This is a genomic window from Bradyrhizobium sp. TM233 (genome assembly GCF_036247965.1).
Taxonomy (GTDB): Bacteria; Pseudomonadota; Alphaproteobacteria; order Rhizobiales; family Xanthobacteraceae; genus Bradyrhizobium; species Bradyrhizobium ottawaense.
On record NZ_BTIG01000003.1, the window covers coordinates 579136 to 598342 of the forward strand.

17 protein-coding genes are annotated in these 19207 nt (G+C 64.5%); 4 read left to right on the forward strand and 13 right to left on the reverse strand.

Annotation, left to right across the window (positions count from 1 at the left end; translation table 11 throughout):
- Nucleotides 1-121: 121 nt before the first annotated feature.
- The 4 genes from AABA86_RS09865 to AABA86_RS09880 form a co-directional block, all read right to left on the reverse strand.
- Nucleotides 122-571, reverse strand: coding sequence for a cytochrome c (locus AABA86_RS09865; protein WP_212250577.1), 450 nt, complete (start codon nt 569-571; stop codon nt 122-124).
- 95 nt (nt 572-666) lie between these two features.
- Nucleotides 667-2976 (reverse strand): xanthine dehydrogenase family protein molybdopterin-binding subunit, encoded by a 2310-nt coding sequence (locus tag AABA86_RS09870; protein WP_338306570.1) that lies wholly within the window; start codon nt 2974-2976, stop codon nt 667-669.
- A 165-nt stretch (nt 2977-3141) separates the two neighbouring features.
- On the reverse strand, nt 3142-3666 hold the full coding sequence (locus tag AABA86_RS09875; RefSeq protein ID WP_338306571.1) for a GNAT family N-acetyltransferase: 525 nt from the start codon (nt 3664-3666) through the stop codon (nt 3142-3144).
- A 51-nt stretch (nt 3667-3717) separates the two neighbouring features.
- Nucleotides 3718-3993: a DUF1127 domain-containing protein gene (locus tag AABA86_RS09880; RefSeq protein ID WP_338306572.1), complete on the reverse strand. Its 276-nt coding sequence runs from the start codon at nt 3991-3993 to the stop codon at nt 3718-3720.
- Nucleotides 3994-4278: 285 nt separating this feature from the next.
- Between AABA86_RS09880 and AABA86_RS09885 the strand changes: the two genes are divergently transcribed.
- Together AABA86_RS09885 and AABA86_RS09890 are read left to right on the forward strand one after the other, a co-directional pair.
- Entirely contained in the window at nt 4279-4839 is a 561-nt protein-coding gene (locus tag AABA86_RS09885; protein WP_338306573.1) for a hypothetical protein, read from the forward strand.
- Nucleotides 4840-5339: 500 nt separating this feature from the next.
- Nucleotides 5340-5489, forward strand: coding sequence for a hypothetical protein (locus AABA86_RS09890; RefSeq protein ID WP_212250773.1), 150 nt, complete (start codon nt 5340-5342; stop codon nt 5487-5489).
- 207 nt (nt 5490-5696) lie between these two features.
- Here the strand turns inward: AABA86_RS09890 and AABA86_RS09895 are convergent, their stop codons facing one another.
- From AABA86_RS09895 to AABA86_RS09920, 6 genes are all read right to left on the reverse strand, one after another.
- Nucleotides 5697-6152, reverse strand: a complete 456-nt coding sequence (locus tag AABA86_RS09895; protein ID WP_338306731.1) for a DoxX family protein — start codon at nt 6150-6152, stop codon at nt 5697-5699.
- A gap of 226 nt (nt 6153-6378) precedes the next feature.
- Nucleotides 6379-7905 carry a murein biosynthesis integral membrane protein MurJ gene (murJ, locus tag AABA86_RS09900; protein WP_338306574.1) on the reverse strand — a complete coding sequence of 509 codons (1527 nt, stop codon included), beginning with the start codon at nt 7903-7905 and terminating at the stop codon, nt 6379-6381.
- Between the two features lie 156 nt (nt 7906-8061).
- Nucleotides 8062-9249: a DegT/DnrJ/EryC1/StrS family aminotransferase gene (locus AABA86_RS09905; RefSeq protein ID WP_338306575.1), complete on the reverse strand. Its 1188-nt coding sequence runs from the start codon at nt 9247-9249 to the stop codon at nt 8062-8064.
- 9 nt (nt 9250-9258) lie between these two features.
- A complete protein-coding gene (locus tag AABA86_RS09910) occupies nt 9259-10263 on the reverse strand; it encodes a Gfo/Idh/MocA family protein (RefSeq protein WP_212250588.1) in 1005 nt (334 codons plus the stop codon).
- A 180-nt stretch (nt 10264-10443) separates the two neighbouring features.
- Nucleotides 10444-11856, reverse strand: coding sequence for a mannose-1-phosphate guanylyltransferase/mannose-6-phosphate isomerase (locus tag AABA86_RS09915; RefSeq protein WP_338306576.1), 1413 nt, complete (start codon nt 11854-11856; stop codon nt 10444-10446).
- A 7-nt stretch (nt 11857-11863) separates the two neighbouring features.
- Nucleotides 11864-12853 carry an NAD-dependent epimerase gene (locus AABA86_RS09920; protein ID WP_338306577.1) on the reverse strand — a complete coding sequence of 330 codons (990 nt, stop codon included), beginning with the start codon at nt 12851-12853 and terminating at the stop codon, nt 11864-11866.
- 238 nt (nt 12854-13091) lie between these two features.
- Here AABA86_RS09920 and AABA86_RS09925 point away from each other — a divergent pair, with 238 nt between their 5' ends.
- On the forward strand, nt 13092-14051 hold the full coding sequence (locus AABA86_RS09925) for a lysylphosphatidylglycerol synthase transmembrane domain-containing protein (RefSeq protein ID WP_338306578.1): 960 nt from the start codon (nt 13092-13094) through the stop codon (nt 14049-14051).
- The gene (locus tag AABA86_RS09930) at nt 14048-15082 is read left to right on the forward strand and encodes an MraY family glycosyltransferase (RefSeq protein WP_445083454.1); all 1035 of its coding nucleotides are present in this window, start codon (nt 14048-14050) and stop codon (nt 15080-15082) included. Before AABA86_RS09925 ends, AABA86_RS09930 begins: the two co-directional genes overlap by 4 nt.
- Here the strand turns inward: AABA86_RS09930 and AABA86_RS09935 are convergent.
- The 3 genes from AABA86_RS09935 to AABA86_RS09945 are packed head-to-tail and all read right to left on the reverse strand — an operon-like array spanning nt 15070 to nt 19150.
- Entirely contained in the window at nt 15070-16017 is a 948-nt protein-coding gene (locus AABA86_RS09935) for an NAD-dependent epimerase/dehydratase family protein (RefSeq protein WP_212250596.1), read from the reverse strand. The genes AABA86_RS09930 and AABA86_RS09935 overlap by 13 nt on opposite strands.
- On the reverse strand, nt 16014-17234 hold the full coding sequence (locus AABA86_RS09940) for a glycosyltransferase family 4 protein (RefSeq protein ID WP_338306579.1): 1221 nt from the start codon (nt 17232-17234) through the stop codon (nt 16014-16016). The genes AABA86_RS09935 and AABA86_RS09940 overlap by 4 nt, the downstream gene beginning before the upstream one ends.
- Before the next feature lie 2 nt (nt 17235-17236).
- Nucleotides 17237-19150 (reverse strand): SDR family NAD(P)-dependent oxidoreductase, encoded by a 1914-nt coding sequence (locus AABA86_RS09945; RefSeq protein ID WP_212250600.1) that lies wholly within the window; start codon nt 19148-19150, stop codon nt 17237-17239.
- Nucleotides 19151-19207 lie beyond the last annotated feature (57 nt).

Below are 19207 nucleotides of genomic sequence, written 5' to 3' on the forward strand. Positions count from 1 at the left end.
CCTTGCGGACATAAATTCCTGCCGCGCTTCGCGCCGGCGCAAAAAAGCGGCTGCTTTCGCAACCGCCTTTTTCGATTCCTTATCGGCGCCGTAGCCCGGATGGAGCGAGAATTGCGCCTCGCTATTTCAGCTTGACCCGATATGTCTCATGGCAATCGCTGCAGCGGTCATTGATTGCGGTATAGGCCGCCTTCAGGCTGGCGACATCCTTGATCTTGCCCTTGACATCGGCGATCGCCTTCTGCACGGGCGGGATCTTGGAGTCGAAATCGGCCTTGTTCTGCCAGACCTTTTGCGAGGCGCCATAGGTCGCGTTCACCACGTCCTGCTTGGGATTGACCTCGAAGGTCTTGGCGATCTTGCCAACATCGACCTCCATGCTGGCGATGGCCTGATCAACCGCTTTCTGGTCATAGGGGATGTCGCCCTTCGTCATCTTCTGGATGATGCCGTACTGGTTCTTGGCGATCCCGCGCATCAGATTGTCCTGCTGAACGGCGATCTCCTGCTGCGCCATCACGGCGCCCGCACCCAGCAGGATGGTCCCCGCGACAATCATCGTTCGCTTCATTGCTAATGTCTCCGGCTCGCAGAGGTGAGGATGGGCCCATTCATGGATAGAAACCCCGCAGCGAGCGTTTATTCCCGCCGCGGAAGAATCGCCGCCTAGAGGCTGTGACGGCGATGGTGCTCGCTGATGGCGATCCACACCCGCTCAGGCGTTGCCGGCATGTCGATGTGGTCGATCTTGTACTCGCGCCACAGCGCATCGACGATGGCGTTGACGATGGCCGGACAGGAGCCGATCGCGCCGGCCTCGCCTGCCCCCTTCACGCCCATCGGATTGGTCTTGCAGGGGACGTTGGCGGTCTCGAACACGAAAGCCGGACCGTCCGCCGCGCGCGGCAGCGCGTAGTCCATGAAGGTCGCGGTGATCAGCTGGCCGTCATTGGGCCCATAGACCACCTGCTCCATCAGCGCCTGGCCGATGCCCTGCATGGCGCCGCCATGCACCTGGCCGGCCAGCAGCAGCGGGTTGAGCGTCTTGCCGAAATCATCGACGATCACGTAGTTGACGATCTTGATGATGCCGGTGGCCGGATCGATCTCGACCTCCGCCACATGCGTGCCGTTGGGATAGGTGCCGTCGGCGCTGGCGAAGGTCGCGCTGCCGTTGAGCTTCGACGGATCGGCGCTTGCGCGCTTGGCAAGATCGGCGAACGAGATCGAACGGTCGGTCCCGGCGATGCGCACCACGCCTTCCGAGATCTCGAGGTCGCCGGCGCCGGCCTCCAGCGCCTGCGCCGCGATCTCCTTCAGCTTCGAGCCGAGCTCGCGCGTCGCCCGCTCGACGCTGACGCCGCCCGAGGGAATCGAGGCCGAGCCGCCGGTGCCGAGGCCGGTGGCGATCTCGTCGGTGTCGCCCTGGCGGACGTGGACGCGCTCCGGCGCCACGCCGAACTGCTCGGCGACGATCTGCGCATAGGCGGTCTGGTGGCCCTGCCCGCTCGACTGTGTGCCGATGAGGACAGTGACATCGCCATTGGGATCGAGGCGAACATTGGCCGTCTCCTCACCCATCACGCCGCAAATCTCGACATAGCTCGCGAGCCCGATGCCGCGGATCAGGCCGCTCTTCTTGGCAGCCTTGGCGCGCTTGGAAAACTCCTTCCACTCCGCGATCTCCATCGCGCGCTTCAGATGCGCGGCGAAATCGCCGGAATCGTAGACCTTGCCCGTGGCCGTCTTGTAGGGCAGCGCCTTCGGCGGAATGAAGTTCTTGCGGCGGATGGCGTCCGGCGTCATGTCGAGCTTTCGCGCGCACGCGTCGACCAGACGTTCGATGACATAGGCAGCTTCGGGCCGGCCCGCGCCGCGATAGGCATCGACCGGCACGCTGTTGGTGAAGATGGTGCGCACCCGGCAGTGGAAGGCCTGGATGTCGTAGAGGCCCGGCAGCATGCCGGCGCCGCCATGGGGAATGTAGGGGCCGAAGGTCGACAGATACGCACCCATGTCGCCCATCAGGTCGCAATCCATCGCGAGGAACTTGCCGTCCTCAGCCAGCGCCATCTTCGCGGTGGTGACGTTGTCGCGGCCCTGCGCATCGCCAAGGAAATGCTCGGAGCGGTCCGCCGCCCATTTCACGGCCTTTTTCAGTTTTCGCGCGGCGACCGCCATGAGGGCATATTCCCGATACGGAAACAGCTTTGTGCCAAAGCCGCCGCCGACATCGGGGCAGATCACCCGCATCTTGTCGGTCGGGATGTTGAGCACGTTCTGGCACAGGATGTCGCGCAGGCGATGGCTGCCCTGGCTGCCGACGGTCAGCGTCAGATGGTCGCGCTTGGCGTCGTATTCGCAAACGGCCGCGCGCGTCTCCATGAAGCTCGCGACCACGCGCGGATTGACGATGGAGATTTCGGCGACCGCATGCGCCTTGGCGAAGGCGGCTTCGGTTGCGGCCTTGTCGCCGATCGAGACGTCGAACAGCACATTGCCGGCCTTGTCGGGCCACACCTGCGGCGCGCCCTTCTTGACGGCATTGACGACGCCGGTCACTGCCGGCAGGGGCGACCATTTGACGTCGATCGCCTCGATCGCGTCGCGGGCCTGGTCGATGGTCTCGGCGACGACGAAGGCGACGGCATCGCCGACATGGCGCACCTCGCCCGCAGCGAGGATCGGGTATGGCGGGCCGGTGAACGGATCGGTCTCGAGATTGAACAGGCAGGGCAGGTTGCCGAGATCCTTGACATCGTCGGCGGTCAGAATCAGCGCGACGCCGGGCAGGCCGCGGGCGCGGCCCGCATCGATGGCGTATTTGGCATGCGCATGCGGGGAGCGCAGCATCAGGCAGCGCAGCGCGGCCTGCGGCGCATAATCGTCGGTATAGCGGCCCTTGCCGCGGATGAGCGCGTCATCCTCCTTGCGCAGCACACTTTGGCCAACGCCGAACTTGATGGGAGCCGCCATTTTTTCTTGTCCCGTCCTATGGTTGTTTTGCCGGCATATTGCCGTGGAAAAACTGGCAAGGCAAACGGGTTTCCGGCGGGCCGTTCCCCCATTGAGGCCCATGACTCGAAGTCACCCCCGACGGTTCTGGCGCGACCAGGGGCCGGACAGCCGCGCGGGATGGCGTTAGCGGCTGAGTTTCCTGACCATAAAGTACTTGTCGTAGGTGGCCTCTCCCATGCGGACGGCGGCGGGATCGGTACCGTAGATTTCAAAGCCGTTACGCTTGTAGGTGTTGATTGCAGCGGTCGATTCGAGCAGGACGGCGAGATGCACCTGCTCGACGCGTGCCTCGGCATGGGCAAGAAGCTCCTTGATGAGCCGATCTCCGACCCCTTTACCTCGGCCCTCCTCCCTCACGTAAACCGTGAAGATGTGGCCCCTGTGCTGCGATCGCCGATCTGGCGAGACATAGAAGCCCGCGACGCCCATTAAGCCCCCGCATTCGAATGCGCCGAGGACCATTCCATCCAGCCAACGGCGATAGGCCGCTAACATCGCTTCCCCGCCCTCATCCTCTTCAGGAGAACCGAACGTTTGAGGGTGCGTCCGAAGCGCTTCCGCGCGAATGTCGCGAAACAGGTCGAGATCATCGACCGTCAATCGTCGGATTTCCACGTCCGCCTGAGGGCGGGCAGCATGCGATATCATGATCGCCTCCTTTCCTTGTCGCAGCAATGGTCGGCAGGAATTGGTGGCCTGTCACATCCCACCGCGGCCCCACAGAGTCCTCGTGCTATCTCTCAACCTCTCGATGGCACGTTCAGGCGCGATGGCGTCGATCTCGCCGCGCGTCAGACCGATGTCCATCAGCTCCCTGTCGCTCAGGTCCCGCAAGGTGAGCCGCGCGCGCGGCCGCCACTCTTGAAACGCACGCCAGTAGCGCCTGAGCAGGCTCAGGACGATGGAGAAGTCGAGGCGAAGCCCTGCGGCATCGCGCTCCGTCGCGGATGTGATGTTCGTCTGTTGGGGTGGCATCGGATGCTCCTGCTGTTGAGCCGGCAGGGAGCGTGGCCAAACAAAAGGCCCCGTCCGATGCCGGCGGGGCCTGGTGGAAAAGATGTCGTCGTCGAAATCCTAGCGCACGACTCCTTCCACGGCCCAGCCGAAGCGGGTCATGTGGTTGCGGTTGATGGTGCGCGAGCATTTAGTCATGAGCGCTTCCTATCACGGCGATCGCACAAAATCAAGAGATGTGCGAATGTCGGGTGCATCCTGGGGGCGAACCTCTCGCGCGCAGGCACTTTCCGAGGCTATGCGGACATGCCCCAAATTCTGCCCGAATGCTCACCTCCACTCGTGGAGCTTGTCTTCCGGGGCTTCATGATCAGCTTTCGAACCATCGCTGCCGCCGTTGTTATCGCGGTCAGTATGCCTGCGGGCGCCGAACCTTGGCGTCAGCACCTGGTTCTTAGAATGAGCCCGCCGGTGCGGATAGCGTTGCCTGACTTTGCCGCAGCCGGCCCTTCGGAGATTGCGCTCACCCAATCGCTCTCGCGGATCATTGCTTCTGACCTCGAGCAAAGTGGCGCGTTCGCCTTGGTTGATCAGGTCGCATTCCTGACAAAGAGCGTGAATGTCGAGGTGCCGCCTGAATTTACCGATTGGCGCAGAACCAGCACACAGGTGTTGCTCGCCGGACGTATCACCCGTCAGCCCGATGATCGCATCAAAGTCGAGTTTCGGCTTTGGGACGTATCCGGTGGCACACATCTCGTGGGCCGCCGGTATATCGGCAGTCCCGGCGATCTAGGCGGCATTGGCCACATGATTTCCGGCGATATCTACGAGCGCATCACGAATGAGAAACGTACCTTCGAGTAGAGCACTGCTCCGATACAAGCGCAGGCAAGGCGGATGTGACGAACCTGTTGATCTCGCCTAGCCGCGCACCAGCGAAACCAGCCAGCTGCGGCCGAACAGGATGAGGATCGCAAGCGCGTAGACGATCGTGCCCCCAACCGCGAGCAGAACCAGCGCCAACTCGTCGTGGAAGCGCATCGAGGCGAGAGCTGAAGCGGTGAGGCGCGATCAGCCAGAACGCTGCGGCGAGGATGATCCCGGTCAGCAGGAATTTGCCCAGCGACATCAGCCAGGCACGGTCAAGCACGAGAAAGCCGTGCCGCGCGGCAAAGAAGAGCACCAGCAGCAGAATGGTCCAGCTTCCCGGCGTACGCTCCGACGCCGTGCTTAGGCGATTGTCATGGCGAGCTAAGGGTTCTTCCGAGTGTTTCAGCATGTTGCCACTTTTAGGAGGACTTGTCGGGTGGGTTCAGATCGGCAACACTGCTCGGATTTCAAGTAATGCTTTAATGGGTGTCCTCATGCCCGAAACATTGGAAATCCTGTTGTGGTGTGCCGCGCTCGCGACGTGGCTGATGCTTTCCTTCAGGATAATAAGCGAGCGCCTGAAGCCGCTCTCGAATCTCGTCAGCCATCTGCTCGAGGTTGCTTTCAGGCACAAGACGAAGTGACGTAGTAACGGTCGCAAAGGCACGGCTTGGCAGCTGCCGAGCTGGCAGAGCTGCGCGTCGCGTTGATGGCGTCAAGACGAACGGACCAAGCGGCACATCGTGCGGCTGCAACCTCTCGCAACTCTGCTGGGGCCGACGATGCTCACTCGAAGCAAGCTCAAGTTATTGGCTATCAGGCTGAACAAGCGACTGAAACGAACAACGCTGCTAGCCTGCCAGCCTCCGATCGAGGGAGAACCGGCCCCCTCCGGTGACCAGGATCAACAGAGCGCCTCCTGATATCGAGATGTTCTTCAGGAAATTATTGTACTGCCCGATCTGCTGCGGACCGGCGGGATATTCCCAGTAACGATGTGCGATTGCAGTAGCCGACAATACAAATAGAAAAATCAAAATTGCGCAGTAGCGCGTACCAACGCCGAGTATCAAACCAACCGATATCAGTATTTCCAGGATGACGGTGGTCGTCGTGAACAGCTGCGGCGCTGGAAGGTTGAGCGAACGAAAATAACCCACTGAGCCACTGAAGTTGCCAAGTGCTCCATACGCGCTTCCAACAAACACCCATGCAAGCAGGATGCGGCCGATCAGGATCAACAGGTCGGCATTGCCGGTGGCGAACTGATCGATCCGAGATGTGGACCAGGGAGAGCGAAACGACATGGTCACTGCCTCATCGCGTTGCCATCTGAGGACGGCACCTGAATGTCGAGATCGTATCACGATTGGCGAACCGCATGAAGGCCGCCCGGCGGGGCATGAGGCGCTGGAGACCCCTGCTGCCTCGGAGACCCAACAAACGGTCCATCCGCTCACGGCGTTGGCCGCGTTCAAAGCGATTCTTCGGCGCGGCGACGGCGGGCTAGGCGTGCTGGCTTTCGGCACACGCCTAGCCGCGCACCAGCGAAACCAGCCAGCTGCGGCCGAACAGGATGAGGATCGCAAGCGCGTAGACGATCGTGCCCCCGACCGCGAGCAGAACCAGCGTCACCTCGTCCCGGAAATGCATCACGCCCAGCGCAGATCCACTGAAGCGCGCGATCAGCCAGAAGGCGGCGGCGAGAATGATCCCTGTCAGCAGGAATTTGGCCAGCGACATCAGCCAGACGCGGTCCAGCACGAGAAAGCCGCGCCGCACGGCGAAGAACAGCACCAGCAACAGATTGGTCCAGACGCCGACGGCGGTTGCGAGCGCAAGTCCGATCTGGGCCAGCGATCCCATCAAGGCGACCTTCAGCGCGACATTGACCGCAATGCCCGTCAGCGACGCCCGCACCGGCGTTGCCGTATCCTTGCGGGCATAGAAGGTCGCAACCGCGCTGCGGATCAGCACGAAGGGAATGAGGCCGATGGCATAGGCCGCGAGCGTGGCGCCGGCGGCGGCCGCATCGGCCTTGGAGAACGCGCCGCGGGCGAACAGAGCGCGCATGATCGCGTCGGGCACGGTGAGAAAGGCCGCAACGAACGGGATCGAGAACAGCAGCGTGAAATCGAAGGCGCGGCGCTGCGCCTTCATGGCGCCGTCATGGTCGTTGGCCGTGATCCGCCGCGACATCTCCGGCAGCAGGACCGTGCCGATGGCGATGCCGATCACGCCGATCGGGAGCTGGTTGAGCCGGTCGGCATAATAGAGCGCCGACAGCGCGCCGGCGGGCAGGAAGGTCGCGATGATGGTGTCGGCGAACAGCGCGACCTGCGTGCCCATCGAGCCCAGCGTCGCCGGGCCCAGCGCCTTGAAGAAGCTACGAACGTCTTCGTCGAGTTTCAGCGGCGCAAAGCGCGGCAGGCCGCCATGGCGGGCGAGATCGCCGGCGAGCAGGAAATATTGCAGGAAACCGGAGATCAGGACGCCCCAGGCCGCGGCATGGCCCGCGCTCGGAAACCAGACGGCGACCGCCAATGTCATCATCATCGAAACGTTGAGGAAGATCGAGGCGGCCGCGGCACTGGCAAAGCGCTGCATCACGTTGAGCATGCCGCCATAGAGCGTCACCAGCGTGATCAGGAGCAGATAGGGAAAGGTGATTCGGGTCAGCTCGATCGCGAGCTTGCGCTGCTCGGCGTCGTCACTGAAGCCCGGCGCCAGAATGCGCATGGCCTGCGGCATGAAGAGCCAGGCGACGATGAGCAGCACTACCTGCGAGGCCAGGAGCAGCGTGAAGATGCGGTCGGCGAACAAATGCGCTGCCTCCTCGCCCTTCTCGCCATGGACATGCGCATAGGCCGGCACCCAGGCAGCGTTGAAGGCGCCCTCGGCGAAGATCGCGCGGAAATGATTGGGCAGCCGCAGCGCCACGAAAAAGGCGTCAGCCACGGGGCCGGCGCCGAGGATCGCCGCGAGCATGATGTCGCGGGCAAATCCCGTCAGCCGCGAGAGCAGCGTGTATCCGCCGACTGTGAAGATGCGTCCGAGCATGCGGACTGTTCTAGAGCATGCCGGGAATAGGTCTAGGTGCAAACCGCGGCGAAGGTCCGCCCCCTCCCCCGCCTGCGGGGCAGGGTTGGGGAGAGGGTGTCTCCCCACGCGAGAACCCCCGTGAGGAGAGAGCCCTCACCCGCGCCTTCAGCGAAATCAGGCCGCAAGCGCGCCGCGGACGGCGGCGACGATTCGCTCCTGATCGGCTTCGGTCAAATAGGCGTGCATCGGCAGGCTGATGACGTCCTGCGACAGACTTTCGCAAGCGGGCAGGCCGCCCTCGGCGACCGGATATTGCTTGTAGGCGGTCTGCTGATGCATCGACTTGCCGTAATAGATCGCGGTCGGCACGCCCTGGGCTTTTAGCGCGGCAGCAAAGCCGTCGCGGTCGGTGCCCTCAGGTAGGCGGATGGTGTATTGCGCCCAGACCGAGGTGTTACCGGGCGCCAGGCGCGGCACGGTGACCACGTTGGACAGGCCGCGCGCGTAGCGTTCCGCGACCTTGTTGCGGGCGGCGATCTCGTCGTCGAAGATCTTCAGCTTCTCGATCAGGATCGCGGCCTGCATGGTGTCGAGCCGACCGGTCAGGCCGAGGCGGACGTTGTCGTACTTGTCGACGCCCTGCCCGTGCACGCGGATGCTGCGCAAGATGGCCGCGAGCTCGTCGTCATCGGTGAAGATCGCGCCGCCGTCGCCGAAGCAGCCGAGCGGCTTTGCGGGGAAGAAGCTGGTCGTGGTGACGAGCCCGAAGGTGCCGAGCTTGCGGCCCTTGTAGCTTGCGCCAAAACCTTGCGCGGCGTCGTCGATCACGAACAGGCCTTCGGCCCGGGCGATCTCGGCGATGGCATCGTGGTCGGCGGGCTGGCCGAACAGATCGACCGGAATGACCGCAACCGGCCTCAGGCCTGCCTTGCGGGCGGTCGCGATGCCGCGCTTCAGAGACTCCGGGCTCATGTTGAAGGTCGTCTCGTCGACATCGACGTAGACGGGGGTCGCGCCCATCCGTGCCGCCGGCGACGCGGTCGCGATGAAGGTGAACGATGGACACAGCACGGCATCGCCGGGCCCGACGTTCTTTGCCATCAGCACCATGAGAAGCGCGTCGGTGCCGCTGGCGCAGCCGATCACATGCTTGGCACCGCTGTAGGCCGCGAGCTGCTTCTCGAGCTCGGCGACTTCAGGGCCATTGACGAACTGGCAGTGGTCCATCACGCGCTTGACCGCGGCATCGAGCGAGGCGCCGAGCCGGCGGCGCTGCGAGGCGACGTCGATGAAGGGAATGGGATCGGAACGCAGATGCTGGTTCATGGTCTGGTTCTTGGCGCCTTCTTGAGTGGTCGGCATGGAGAGGGTTCAGCCGGCGACGCGGCGCGGGCCCTTGAGGGCGGGCGATTTGGCCGCGGGCCGTGACGGCGTCTCCAGGCACTGCGTCGCGATCTCGAGGCTGGCAACGCCCTCGTCACCGGTGACCGCCGGCGTCTCGCCGTGACGCACGGCCTTGAGGAACGCGATCAGCTCGGCGCGGAGCGGCTCGTCATGTCCAACCGGCAGATGCCGCATCGAATAGCTGCCGTCGGGCTTGAAGCCGAAGCACTCGGTGACCTGGCGCGTCAAGAGATCGCCCATCACGTATTTGCCGCGGGTCGCGACCGTGACGCTGCGCGCCTTGAACGGCGTCAGCCAGTTGGTGTTGATGTGGGCGAGCACGCCGTTGGCGGTGCGGAACTGCAGCAGCGCGATGTCTTCGCGCTCGGCGATCGCGCTCGACAATTGCGGTTGCACCTCGACGATGTCGGATTCGGTGAACCAGCGGATCAGATCGATGTCGTGCACGGCGAGGTCGATGACGACGCCGACATTGGACATGCGCGGCGGGAACGGACCGACGCGGGTGATCGCGATGGAAAGAATGTCTTCGCCAGCGATCGCCTGCTTGACGGCGGCGACCGCCGGATTGAAGCGCTCGACGTGGCCGACCATCAGCGTGACGCCGGCCTTTTGCGCGGCAGCGACGATCTCGCGGCCCTCCTCCACCGTGGATGCGATCGGCTTCTCGACCAGAACATGAATGTTCTTGGCGATGCAGGCGAGCGCGACCTCGTGATGCAGGTGGGTGGGAGCTGCGATGGTGACGGCATCGATGCCTTCGGCGAAGAGCTGGTCGAGCGTCTCGAAACTCGCGCAATTGGCAAGCTCGGTCGCGCGTGTGCGATGGGCCGGCGAAGGATCGACGACGCCGACGAGGCTGACGCCGGGAAGACCCGCCAGCACGCGCGCATGGTTGCTGCCCATCACGCCGGCGCCAATGACGCCAACGCGCAAGCCGGCCTTTGCCGGTGCAGATCCTTTGGAACTCATTTGAGCAAACCCCGATTCAACGCAAATCCCCGGCGCGCTTCTAGCACGGACGCCACATTTGTGGCGAATGCCGCCTTGGCGGCCCGGACACGATTTGATTCAAAAAGTTACACGTTCCCCGGGCCTTAAGCCGAAAATATCGCCTATTTGGCCCGGGTCGCGTGATTCGGAGTTTGCTGATTACGACCTTTGATAGTCGTCTTCAATCCGGATGATGTCGTCTTCCCCGAGATAGCTGCCAGTCTGGACCTCGATCAGTTCCAGCATGATTTTACCGGGGTTCTCCATCCGGTGCACGGCGCCCATCGGGATGTAGATCGACTCGTTCTCGTGCACGGTCTTCACGGTTTCGTTGACGGTGACGCGGGCGGCGCCGCGAACCACGATCCAGTGCTCGGCGCGATGATGGTGCTTCTGCAGCGACAGCCGCCCGCCCGGCTTCACCACGATGCGCTTGACCTGGTGGCGCTCGCCATTGTCGACCGACTGATAGCTGCCCCAGGGCCGATGCACCTTGAGATGCTCCTCGGTGACCTTCGGCGCGACCGCCTTCAGCTTCGTGACGAGACGCTTCAAGCCGTTGGCATCCTTCTGGCGCGAGACCAGCACCGCATCGGCGGTCGCGACCACGACGAGATCGTCGACGCCTTCGAGCGCGACCAACGCGGAATCGGTCGTGACGTTGCAGTTGCGGGAATCCTCGAACACCGCAGCGCCGTGCGACGCATTGCCTTGCGCGTCCTTGTCGGAGAGCTCCCACACCGCGTGCCAGGAGCCGACGTCGGACCAGCCGCACGACACCGGCACCACCGCGGCGCGCGAGGTCTTCTCCATCACGGCATAGTCGATCGAGATCGCCTTGGCCGCGCCGAACGCCTCCGGCTCCAGCGTCACGAAGCCGAGATCGCGGCCGGCATTGTTGACGGCGCTGGTGACGGCCTCGACGCTTCCCGCATCGACCCTGCGATATTCGTCGAGCAGCACGCTGGCCGGAAACATGAAATTGCCGCTGTTCCAGAGATAGCCCGAATTGACGTAGTCGGAGGCCTTCACCGCGTCCGGCTTCTCGACGAAGCGCGCGACCGCATGCACCTCGCCGGAGATGACCTCGCCCGGGTTGATATAGCCGTATTCGGTCGCCGGCCGCTCCGGCTTGACGCCGAAGGTGACGATGCGCCCGGTGCTTGCGGCGTTACGGCCCTCGCGGCAGGCGGCGACGAAAGCGGCATTGTCCTGCACGACGTGATCGGCGGCGAGCGCGAGCACGATGGCTTCACTGGCGCGGTTCTGCGCGAACACGGCGCCGGCTGCGATCGCAGGTCCGGAATCGCGCCGCATCGGCTCGAGGATCACGTCGGCCTCGATGCCGATCTCGGCGAGCTGCTCCAGCACCATGAAGCGATAGGACGCATTGGTGATGACGATCGGACGATCGAACAGGGAGGGATCGGAGACGCGCAGCAGCGTGTCCTGGAAGGTCGAGCGGGTGCCGAACAGCGGCAGGAACTGTTTTGGCCGCACCTCGCGCGAAGCCGGCCACAGCCGCGTGCCGGCGCCGCCGCACATGATCAGGGGGATAATGCGTTTGTCCATCGTCATCTCAAACCTTGAAGTAGTCCCGATACCAGGTGACAAAATTATGGACCCCATGCTCGATCGGCGTTGACGGTGCAAAGCCGGTGTCGCGCATCAGATCCTCGACATCCGCGAACGTTTCCAGCACATCTCCCGGCTGCATCGGCAGCAATTCTTTGATCGCCGTCCGGCCCAGCTCCCGCTCCAGAAGACCGACGACGTGCATCAGTTCCTCCGGATGGTGATTGCCGACATTGTAGAGCTTAAACGGCGCATTTGCGGCAGCCGGATCGTCCGCAGGCACAAGATCGATCAGCTTGGATACTACACGTGTGACATCATCAACATAGGTGAAGTCGCGACGCATTCGGCCATGGTTAAACAGCCGGATCGGCTTGCCCGCCATGATGGCGTTTACGAACAGAAACATGGCCATGTCGGGCCGTCCCCATGGCCCGTAGATGGTAAAGAAGCGCAGGCCCGTGACCGGCAGGCGATAGAGATGGCTGTAGGACTGCGCCATCACCTCGTTCGCCTTCTTGGTCGCAGCGTAGAAGCTCACGGGATGATCGGTCCGGTCCGCAACCGCAAATGGCAATTTTGTGTTGGCGCCGTAAACGGAGGATGACGAGGCGTAGACGAGATGACGACAGCCGTTGTTGCGGCAGCCCTCGAGCACGTTGAGAAAGCCAACCAGATTGGAATCGGCATAGGCGTGCGGCTGCTCGATCGAGTAGCGCACGCCGGCCTGCGCCGCGAGATGCACGACCTCCGTAAAACGATGTTGCGCAAACAGCGCCGCCATCGTCTCGCGGTCGGCAAGATCGGCCTCGACGAAGGAGAAGCGGGGGTCGCTCTGCAACAGCGCCAGGCGCGCCCGCTTCAGCGCCGGATCGTAATAGCTGTTGAGATTGTCGAGCCCGACGACGGACCGGCCTTCGCCCAGGAGCTGCCGGGCGACGTGAAAGCCGATGAAGCCGGCAGCCCCGGTGACCAAAATCGCCTGATCCGTCATCCTGTTCCCTGGGGATCCCTAGCCCGATCCTGTTTAGCCGCCACCTCAAGGTGATCGCAATAGGCCCGCCGTGGCTCACGCGCTCCATAACGGCCCTCCACGAGAGGCTCACGAGGGGTTCACGAGGGGTTCACGAGGGCTATTGCAAGATCGGCGCCAAAACCATACCAAAGCGGCCGAATTCGGCGCTCGCGTCGGGTTGCCTCAAATCTTCGCAAACCCTGTTCATGCGGGCGAGATGCGCCGAATCCTGCTGTCGACGGCCAAAATCCTGATTTCCGCGGCGCTGCTCTATCTGGCGCTGCGCAAGGTCGATCTGTCCGAACTGTTTTCGCGCTTCACCGTGACCAGCCTGTTCTGGATCGGCGCTGCGATCGCGATCACCTTCCTGCAGATCTTCGTCGGTGTGCTGCGCTGGCGCGAGATCAGCGCCGTCTGCGGCGCGCCGCTCGAGCTCGGCCGCGCCATGCGCTACAACGTGATCGGCTCCTTCTTCAATCAGACCCTGCCGTCGGCGATCGGCGGCGACGCGGTCCGGCTGTGGTTGGTCGCGCGCGCCGGCGCCGGCTGGCGTGCGGCGACCTACTCGATCTTCGTCGACCGTGCGATCGGCTTGATCGCGCTCGCGATTCTCATCGTCGCGAGCCTGCCCTGGAGCTACACCCTCATCACCGATCCGCACGGGCGCTCGGCGCTGCTGCTGATCGATTTCCTGGCACTCGCCGGCGGCCTCGGCTTCCTGGTTTTCGGCGCGCTGAAATGGCGCTGGCTGAAGACCTGGTGGGCCACGCATCACATTCACGCCTGTGCCGTGATCGCGAACCGCGTGATCTTCAGCCGCAGCCGCGGACCGATCATCGCAATCCTGTCGGTGCTCGTTCACGTGCTCGCCGTCGTCATCGCCTGGTGCGTCGTGCAGTCGATTGCGGCCCCGGTTCGCTTCAGCGACGTCTTCCTGCTGGTGCCGCCCGTGATGCTGATCACGATGATGCCGATCTCGATCGCCGGCTGGGGCGTGCGCGAAGCCACGATGGGCCTGGCGTTCGGCTTCGCCGGACTTGCCGCCAACGAAGGCGTCAACGTCTCGCTGCTGTTCGGCGCCGTGTCCTTCATCGTCGGCGCGTTCGGCGGCCTGGTCTGGATCCTCAGCGCGGAGAAAGCCGCGCAGGGGTCGGCGCCGATCGGAGTGCCGGAGTGACGACCCTCGTCGCGGGTCCGGGCCTTGCGGCCGGACTGGTGCTGTTCGCGCTTGCGCCGGCCGTTCTGGCTGCGCTGATCTCCGCCTGCATCACCTGGTGCAGCATGCCGCTGCTGCAGCGTTATGCACTGGCGCGTCCGAACGCTCGCTCGTCACACAAGATTCCGACTCCGCAAGGTGCGGGCATCGCGGTTGTCGCGGCCACGCTGCTGGTGGCTGCGTCCTGGGCGGCCTGGACGTACGGCGCGATTCCCTTGCCTCTGATCGGCGCCGCCGTCCTGATCGCGATGGTCGGGCTCGTCGATGACATCAGGCCCCTGCCCGTGCTGCTCCGCCTCGTGCTGCAGGCGGGAGCCGTGGCGGCCGTCGTGTTCACGACACCGGAGACCGCGCGCATCGTGCCGGCCCTGCCGCTGGCGCTGGAGCGCGGCCTCATCCTGCTCGCCGGAATCTGGTTCGTGAACCTCGTCAATTTCATGGACGGGCTCGACCTCATGACGGTGGCGGAGGTGGTGCCTGTCACCGCCGTGCTCGGATTGCTCGGATGGTATGGCGACCTCTCGCCGTCCGCCGCGCTGCTCGCCACGGCGCTGTGCGGGGCCATGCTCGGCTTTGCGCCGTTCAACCGACCAGCCGCAAAGGTCTTCCTGGGCGATGTCGGCAGCCTGCCGATCGGTCTCTTGCTCGGCTGGTGCCTGCTGGAGCTCGCCTGGCGCGGACAGCCCGCCGCGGCGCTGCTGCTGCCCGCCTATTATCTTGCGGATTCCACCATCACGCTGTTTCGGCGCATCGCGCGGCGCGAACCATTCTGGTCGGCGCACCGCACGCACTTCTATCAGCGCGCCACCGACAACGGCTTCACGGTCAAGCAGGTGATCGGCGAGGTGTTCGCGCTCAATCTCGTGCTGGCATTGCTTGCCGTCGTCGTCGTTCGCACCGGCTCGACAACGGTCACGATCGTCTCCCTGATCGCAGGTGTGGTCGCGGTCGCCTTCGTGCTGCGGCGGTTCTCCCGCCCTCAGGCATCCTGAGCCGACAGCGCCAGCCTCAACCCCTCGTCGAGCGAGACCTGCGGCTGCCAGCCGGTCGCCAGCGCCTTGGAGATGTTGAGCTCGAGCGAGCCGATCAGGCTGTCATGCGTATCCTGCCGGCCCATGACGCTGAGCAGCGTGCTGAGCAGACCCGGCGGCACGCCGAACAGCCGCAGGTTCTTGCCGGATGCTTCGGCCAGACGAGTGATGAATTCGGGCGTCGAGACCTGCTCCCTGTCGGCGACGAGGAATATCTCGAAATTGCTGGCGGGATCGGGATGGCCGAGCCGGCGCAGGATGAACGACGACAGGTTCTGCACGGCAAGGAAGGCGCGCTGGTTGCGGATCGCGGCAAACGGCAGCGGCAGCCCGAGATGGACCGCGCGCGTCAGCAGCGCGAAATTGCCCTTGGCGCCCGCGCCATAGACCAGCGGCGGCCGGATCACCGAGATCTTCATGTCGTTGTCGCGCGCCAGCGTTCTCAAGCCCGCCTCGGCCGCAGCCTTGGACATGCCGTAGAGGCCGCGCGGCGTCAGGATGTCGCTCTCGTTGAACGGGGCGCGGCCCTCGTTGCTGCGGCCGTGCACCAGCACGGTGCTGACGAAGACGAACTGGCGCACGCCGGCCGTCGCCGCGCAGCGCGCCAGATGCAGCGTGCCGGCGATGTTGACGTTGCGGTAGAGCTGGACCGCATGTTCCTCGTGCTTGTGATGCACGCGCGCGGCGAGATGGACGACGGCGTCGACGCCTTCCAGCGCGGCCTGCCAATCGGTCTCGGGACCGATCGTTTCGATCACGACTTCGTCGTCGGCACCTTCCGCGCGGCGGACCGCGCGGCGAACCGACCATCCCTCGCGCCGGAGCGCCGGCACGACATGATGGCCGACGAACCCGCTCGCTCCCGTCACCAGCACGACCGGTTTCTTCTCGCTCATCGTTGCTCCGAAAGGTCCGGGGTGCGCAACAATTCGTCGATCACACCGGCATAGGCGTTCATCGCCGTCGTCCGGTCGAATCGCAATGCCGTCTTCACCGCGCGCTCCGTCATCGCATCGTCGTTGGAGCGGGACGCCGCGCGGATTGCCGCGGCGAGTTGGTCCGGGCGGCCCGGCGTCACGACCCAGCCGAGCCCGCTCTCCACCACCGTCAAGGCGGCCTCGGCCTCCGGCTCGGACACCAGCACAACGGGACGGCCGACCGCCAGCAGATTATAGAACCGGCTCGGTACCGACACGCCCGCAACGTCCTTCCGGTACGGAATGATCCAGAGATCGGCGGAGGCGAGGAACGCCTCGAGCTCGGCATCCTCGACCCGCCCGACAAAGGAGACATTGGGCAGGTTCGCCGCCGCCTGCAACTGCTTCAGCCGTTCGAAGCCGATGCCCCAGCCGGACAGCAGGAAGTGAATGTCGGCCTCGTCCTTCAGAAGCCGCGCCGCCTCGAACACGATCTCCGGATCGTGGGTGAAGCCGAGATTGCCCGACAGGCCGACGATGAAGCGCGCCGAAAGCGCCTTGCGGAACGGGTTGTCCGAATTGACCGGCCGCGGCGCGGGCACGAGCGTCGCCCAGTTCGGGATGAAGCGGATCTTGTTCCGCCTCATTCCGGAATAGCTCAGCAGCGGCCGCTCTGCGTCGCGGCCGATGGTGATGACGGCATTGAGCGCGCGGAACATCAGGCTGTTGGCGGCGCGCATCGTCCGCGTCACGAGCGAGCCCGGCTTCAGCAGACCCGCCATCACCAGCACGTCGGGAAAGAGGTCGTGCATGATCAGCGCCGAGCGTGCGCCCTTGAGCCTGGCTGCCGCCGCCACCGCATAAGGCAGCATGAATGGGGCGGTGACGGTGAGCACGACGTCCCCTGCCTTAAGCTCCCGCATCAATGCGAAGAACGTGCGCGCCGCGAACAGCAATTCCGAGGCCCCGCGCCGCACCAGCGCCGCCTTGCCCGCCATGCGGTTCTTGATCGCGACGACGCGCGGCTTGCCCGGACCGGTCTGCAAGTCCGGCAATGCGCCCGGCCAGCCGGAGAGCACGACCACCTCGTGCTCGGCAGCAAGATGGCAGGCGATCTCGGCCATGATCGCAGCCGTCGTGCTCGTATCCGGCGGATAATGCTGGCTCGCGACGACGATCTTGCCTCGAGGCTGCATGGTCAGGCTGCGGTCGACCCGAATTCGGGCACCGCATCCTTCAGGATGGTCCTGATGGTGGCGCGATCGTCGCGCGCGATCGCCTGTTCCAGCGCCGCGATCCATTTGCGCAGCGTCTGCATTGGCGGCTCGTTCGGCTGCGCGGCCATGATGCCGGCAACGCCGATCTCGCGGGTCGGCTCCTCGGTGGCGAACAGGATCTCGTGCAGGCGTTCGCCCGGCCGCATGCCCGTGAACACGATCTCGATGTCGTAGCCGGGTTGCAGTCCGGAAAGGCGGATCATGCGCTCGGCGAGGTCGACGATCTTCACCGGCTGGCCCATGTTGAGCACGTAGACCGAGACGTCGGGACGGTGCGTTCCGAGCGCATGCGTGGCCGCGGTGATGACGAGATCACAGGCCTCGCGGATGGTCATGAAGTAGCGGACCATGTCGGGATGCGTCACCGTCACCGGGCCACCGGCCTCGATCTGGGCCTTGAATTTCGGAACCACCGAGCCGTTCGAGGCCAGCACGTTGCCGAACCGGACCGAGATCAGCCGCATCGGCGGCCTGGCGCCGTGCGCCCCGGCTGCGAGGTCGTGATCCAGCGCCTGGCAGTACATCTCCGCAAAGCGCTTGGTCAGGCCGAGCATCGATACCGGCTCGATCGCCTTGTCGGTCGAAATCATCACCATGGCTTCGGCGCCGGCGGCAACGGCGGCATCCGCGACGTTGATGGAGCCGAAGATGTTGGTCTTGACGCCCTCGCTCCAGTCACGTTCGAGGATCGGCACGTGCTTGAGCGCGGCGGCGTGGAACACGATGTCCGGCTTGAATCCGGCCATCAGGCGCATGATGCGCTCGCGGTCGCGGATGTCGGCGATGCGCCCTTCGATCTCGGCGGCCGCGCCTCGCGCGGCGAGCGCTTCCGTGATGGCGTAGAGCGCGGGCTCGGAGTTTTCCACGATCAGGAGCCGCGCGGCGCCGAAGGCGACGACACGCTCGCAGATCTCGGACCCGATCGAGCCGCCGCCGCCGGTGACGATCACCGCCTTGCCGTTGATCAGCGCCTCCAGGCGCGCATAGTCGATCGTCTCGCTCGGCCGCAGCAGGAGGTCCTCGACCGCGACGGCCGTGAGTCGCGGCGTATCGCCGCTCTCGAGCGAGGGCATCCTGTTGACGATCACACCCAGCTTGCGCGCCCGCATCAGGATCGATTCCGGGCGCGCTTCCGGCTCGAATGCCGACGGCGTCATGATGAGGCGCGCGATCGCCTTGTTGCGCTTGGCGAAATCGGCAATGACGTCCTCGACGTCGTCGATGCCGCCCAGCACCGGCACGTTGCGAATGAACTGGCCCCGGTCCGAGCTCGACGGCGACAGCACGCCGACAGGCCAGATGCGCTTGATCGCCCCGCTCTCGATGCCGCGCAGGAGCACCTCGGCATCCGCGGCGCGGCCGATCAGCAGCGTCGGCGCGGCCTCCTCGCCCCTGGCGTGACGCCGCACCCGCGTATAGCGGAAATAGCGGTAGGTCATGCGCAGCGCGCTGAGGAAGGAGATCTCGAGGAACCAGTAGAGGACGATCGTCACCTTGCCGAGGAAGAAGGCGCCGCGGACGTTGGGGGCGACGAAGATGTAGTCGAGCACGAGCAGGGCGACCGTGAGCACGGTCGCGACGCGGATGATGTTCAGCGCGTCAGGCAGCGAAATGAAGCGCCATTTCGTCGTGGTCAGGTTGAAGATGAAGAACACGACCACGCTGAAGGCGAGGAAGTAGGGCAGGATCTGGAACAGCAGCGGCAGGCGGTCGAAGAAGCCGTCGCCACCCTCGAATCGCAGATAGAAGGCGGCAAAAAGCGCCGCCGCGGTCGCCAGCAGGTCGTGGAGCGCGATCAGGAAATTGCGCAAGGTGAGATGCGAAAGACGCGTCATCCGCCGACCGATGAAAACCCAGTTAGATGCAACCTGACCGCGCTGATAGCCCATCTG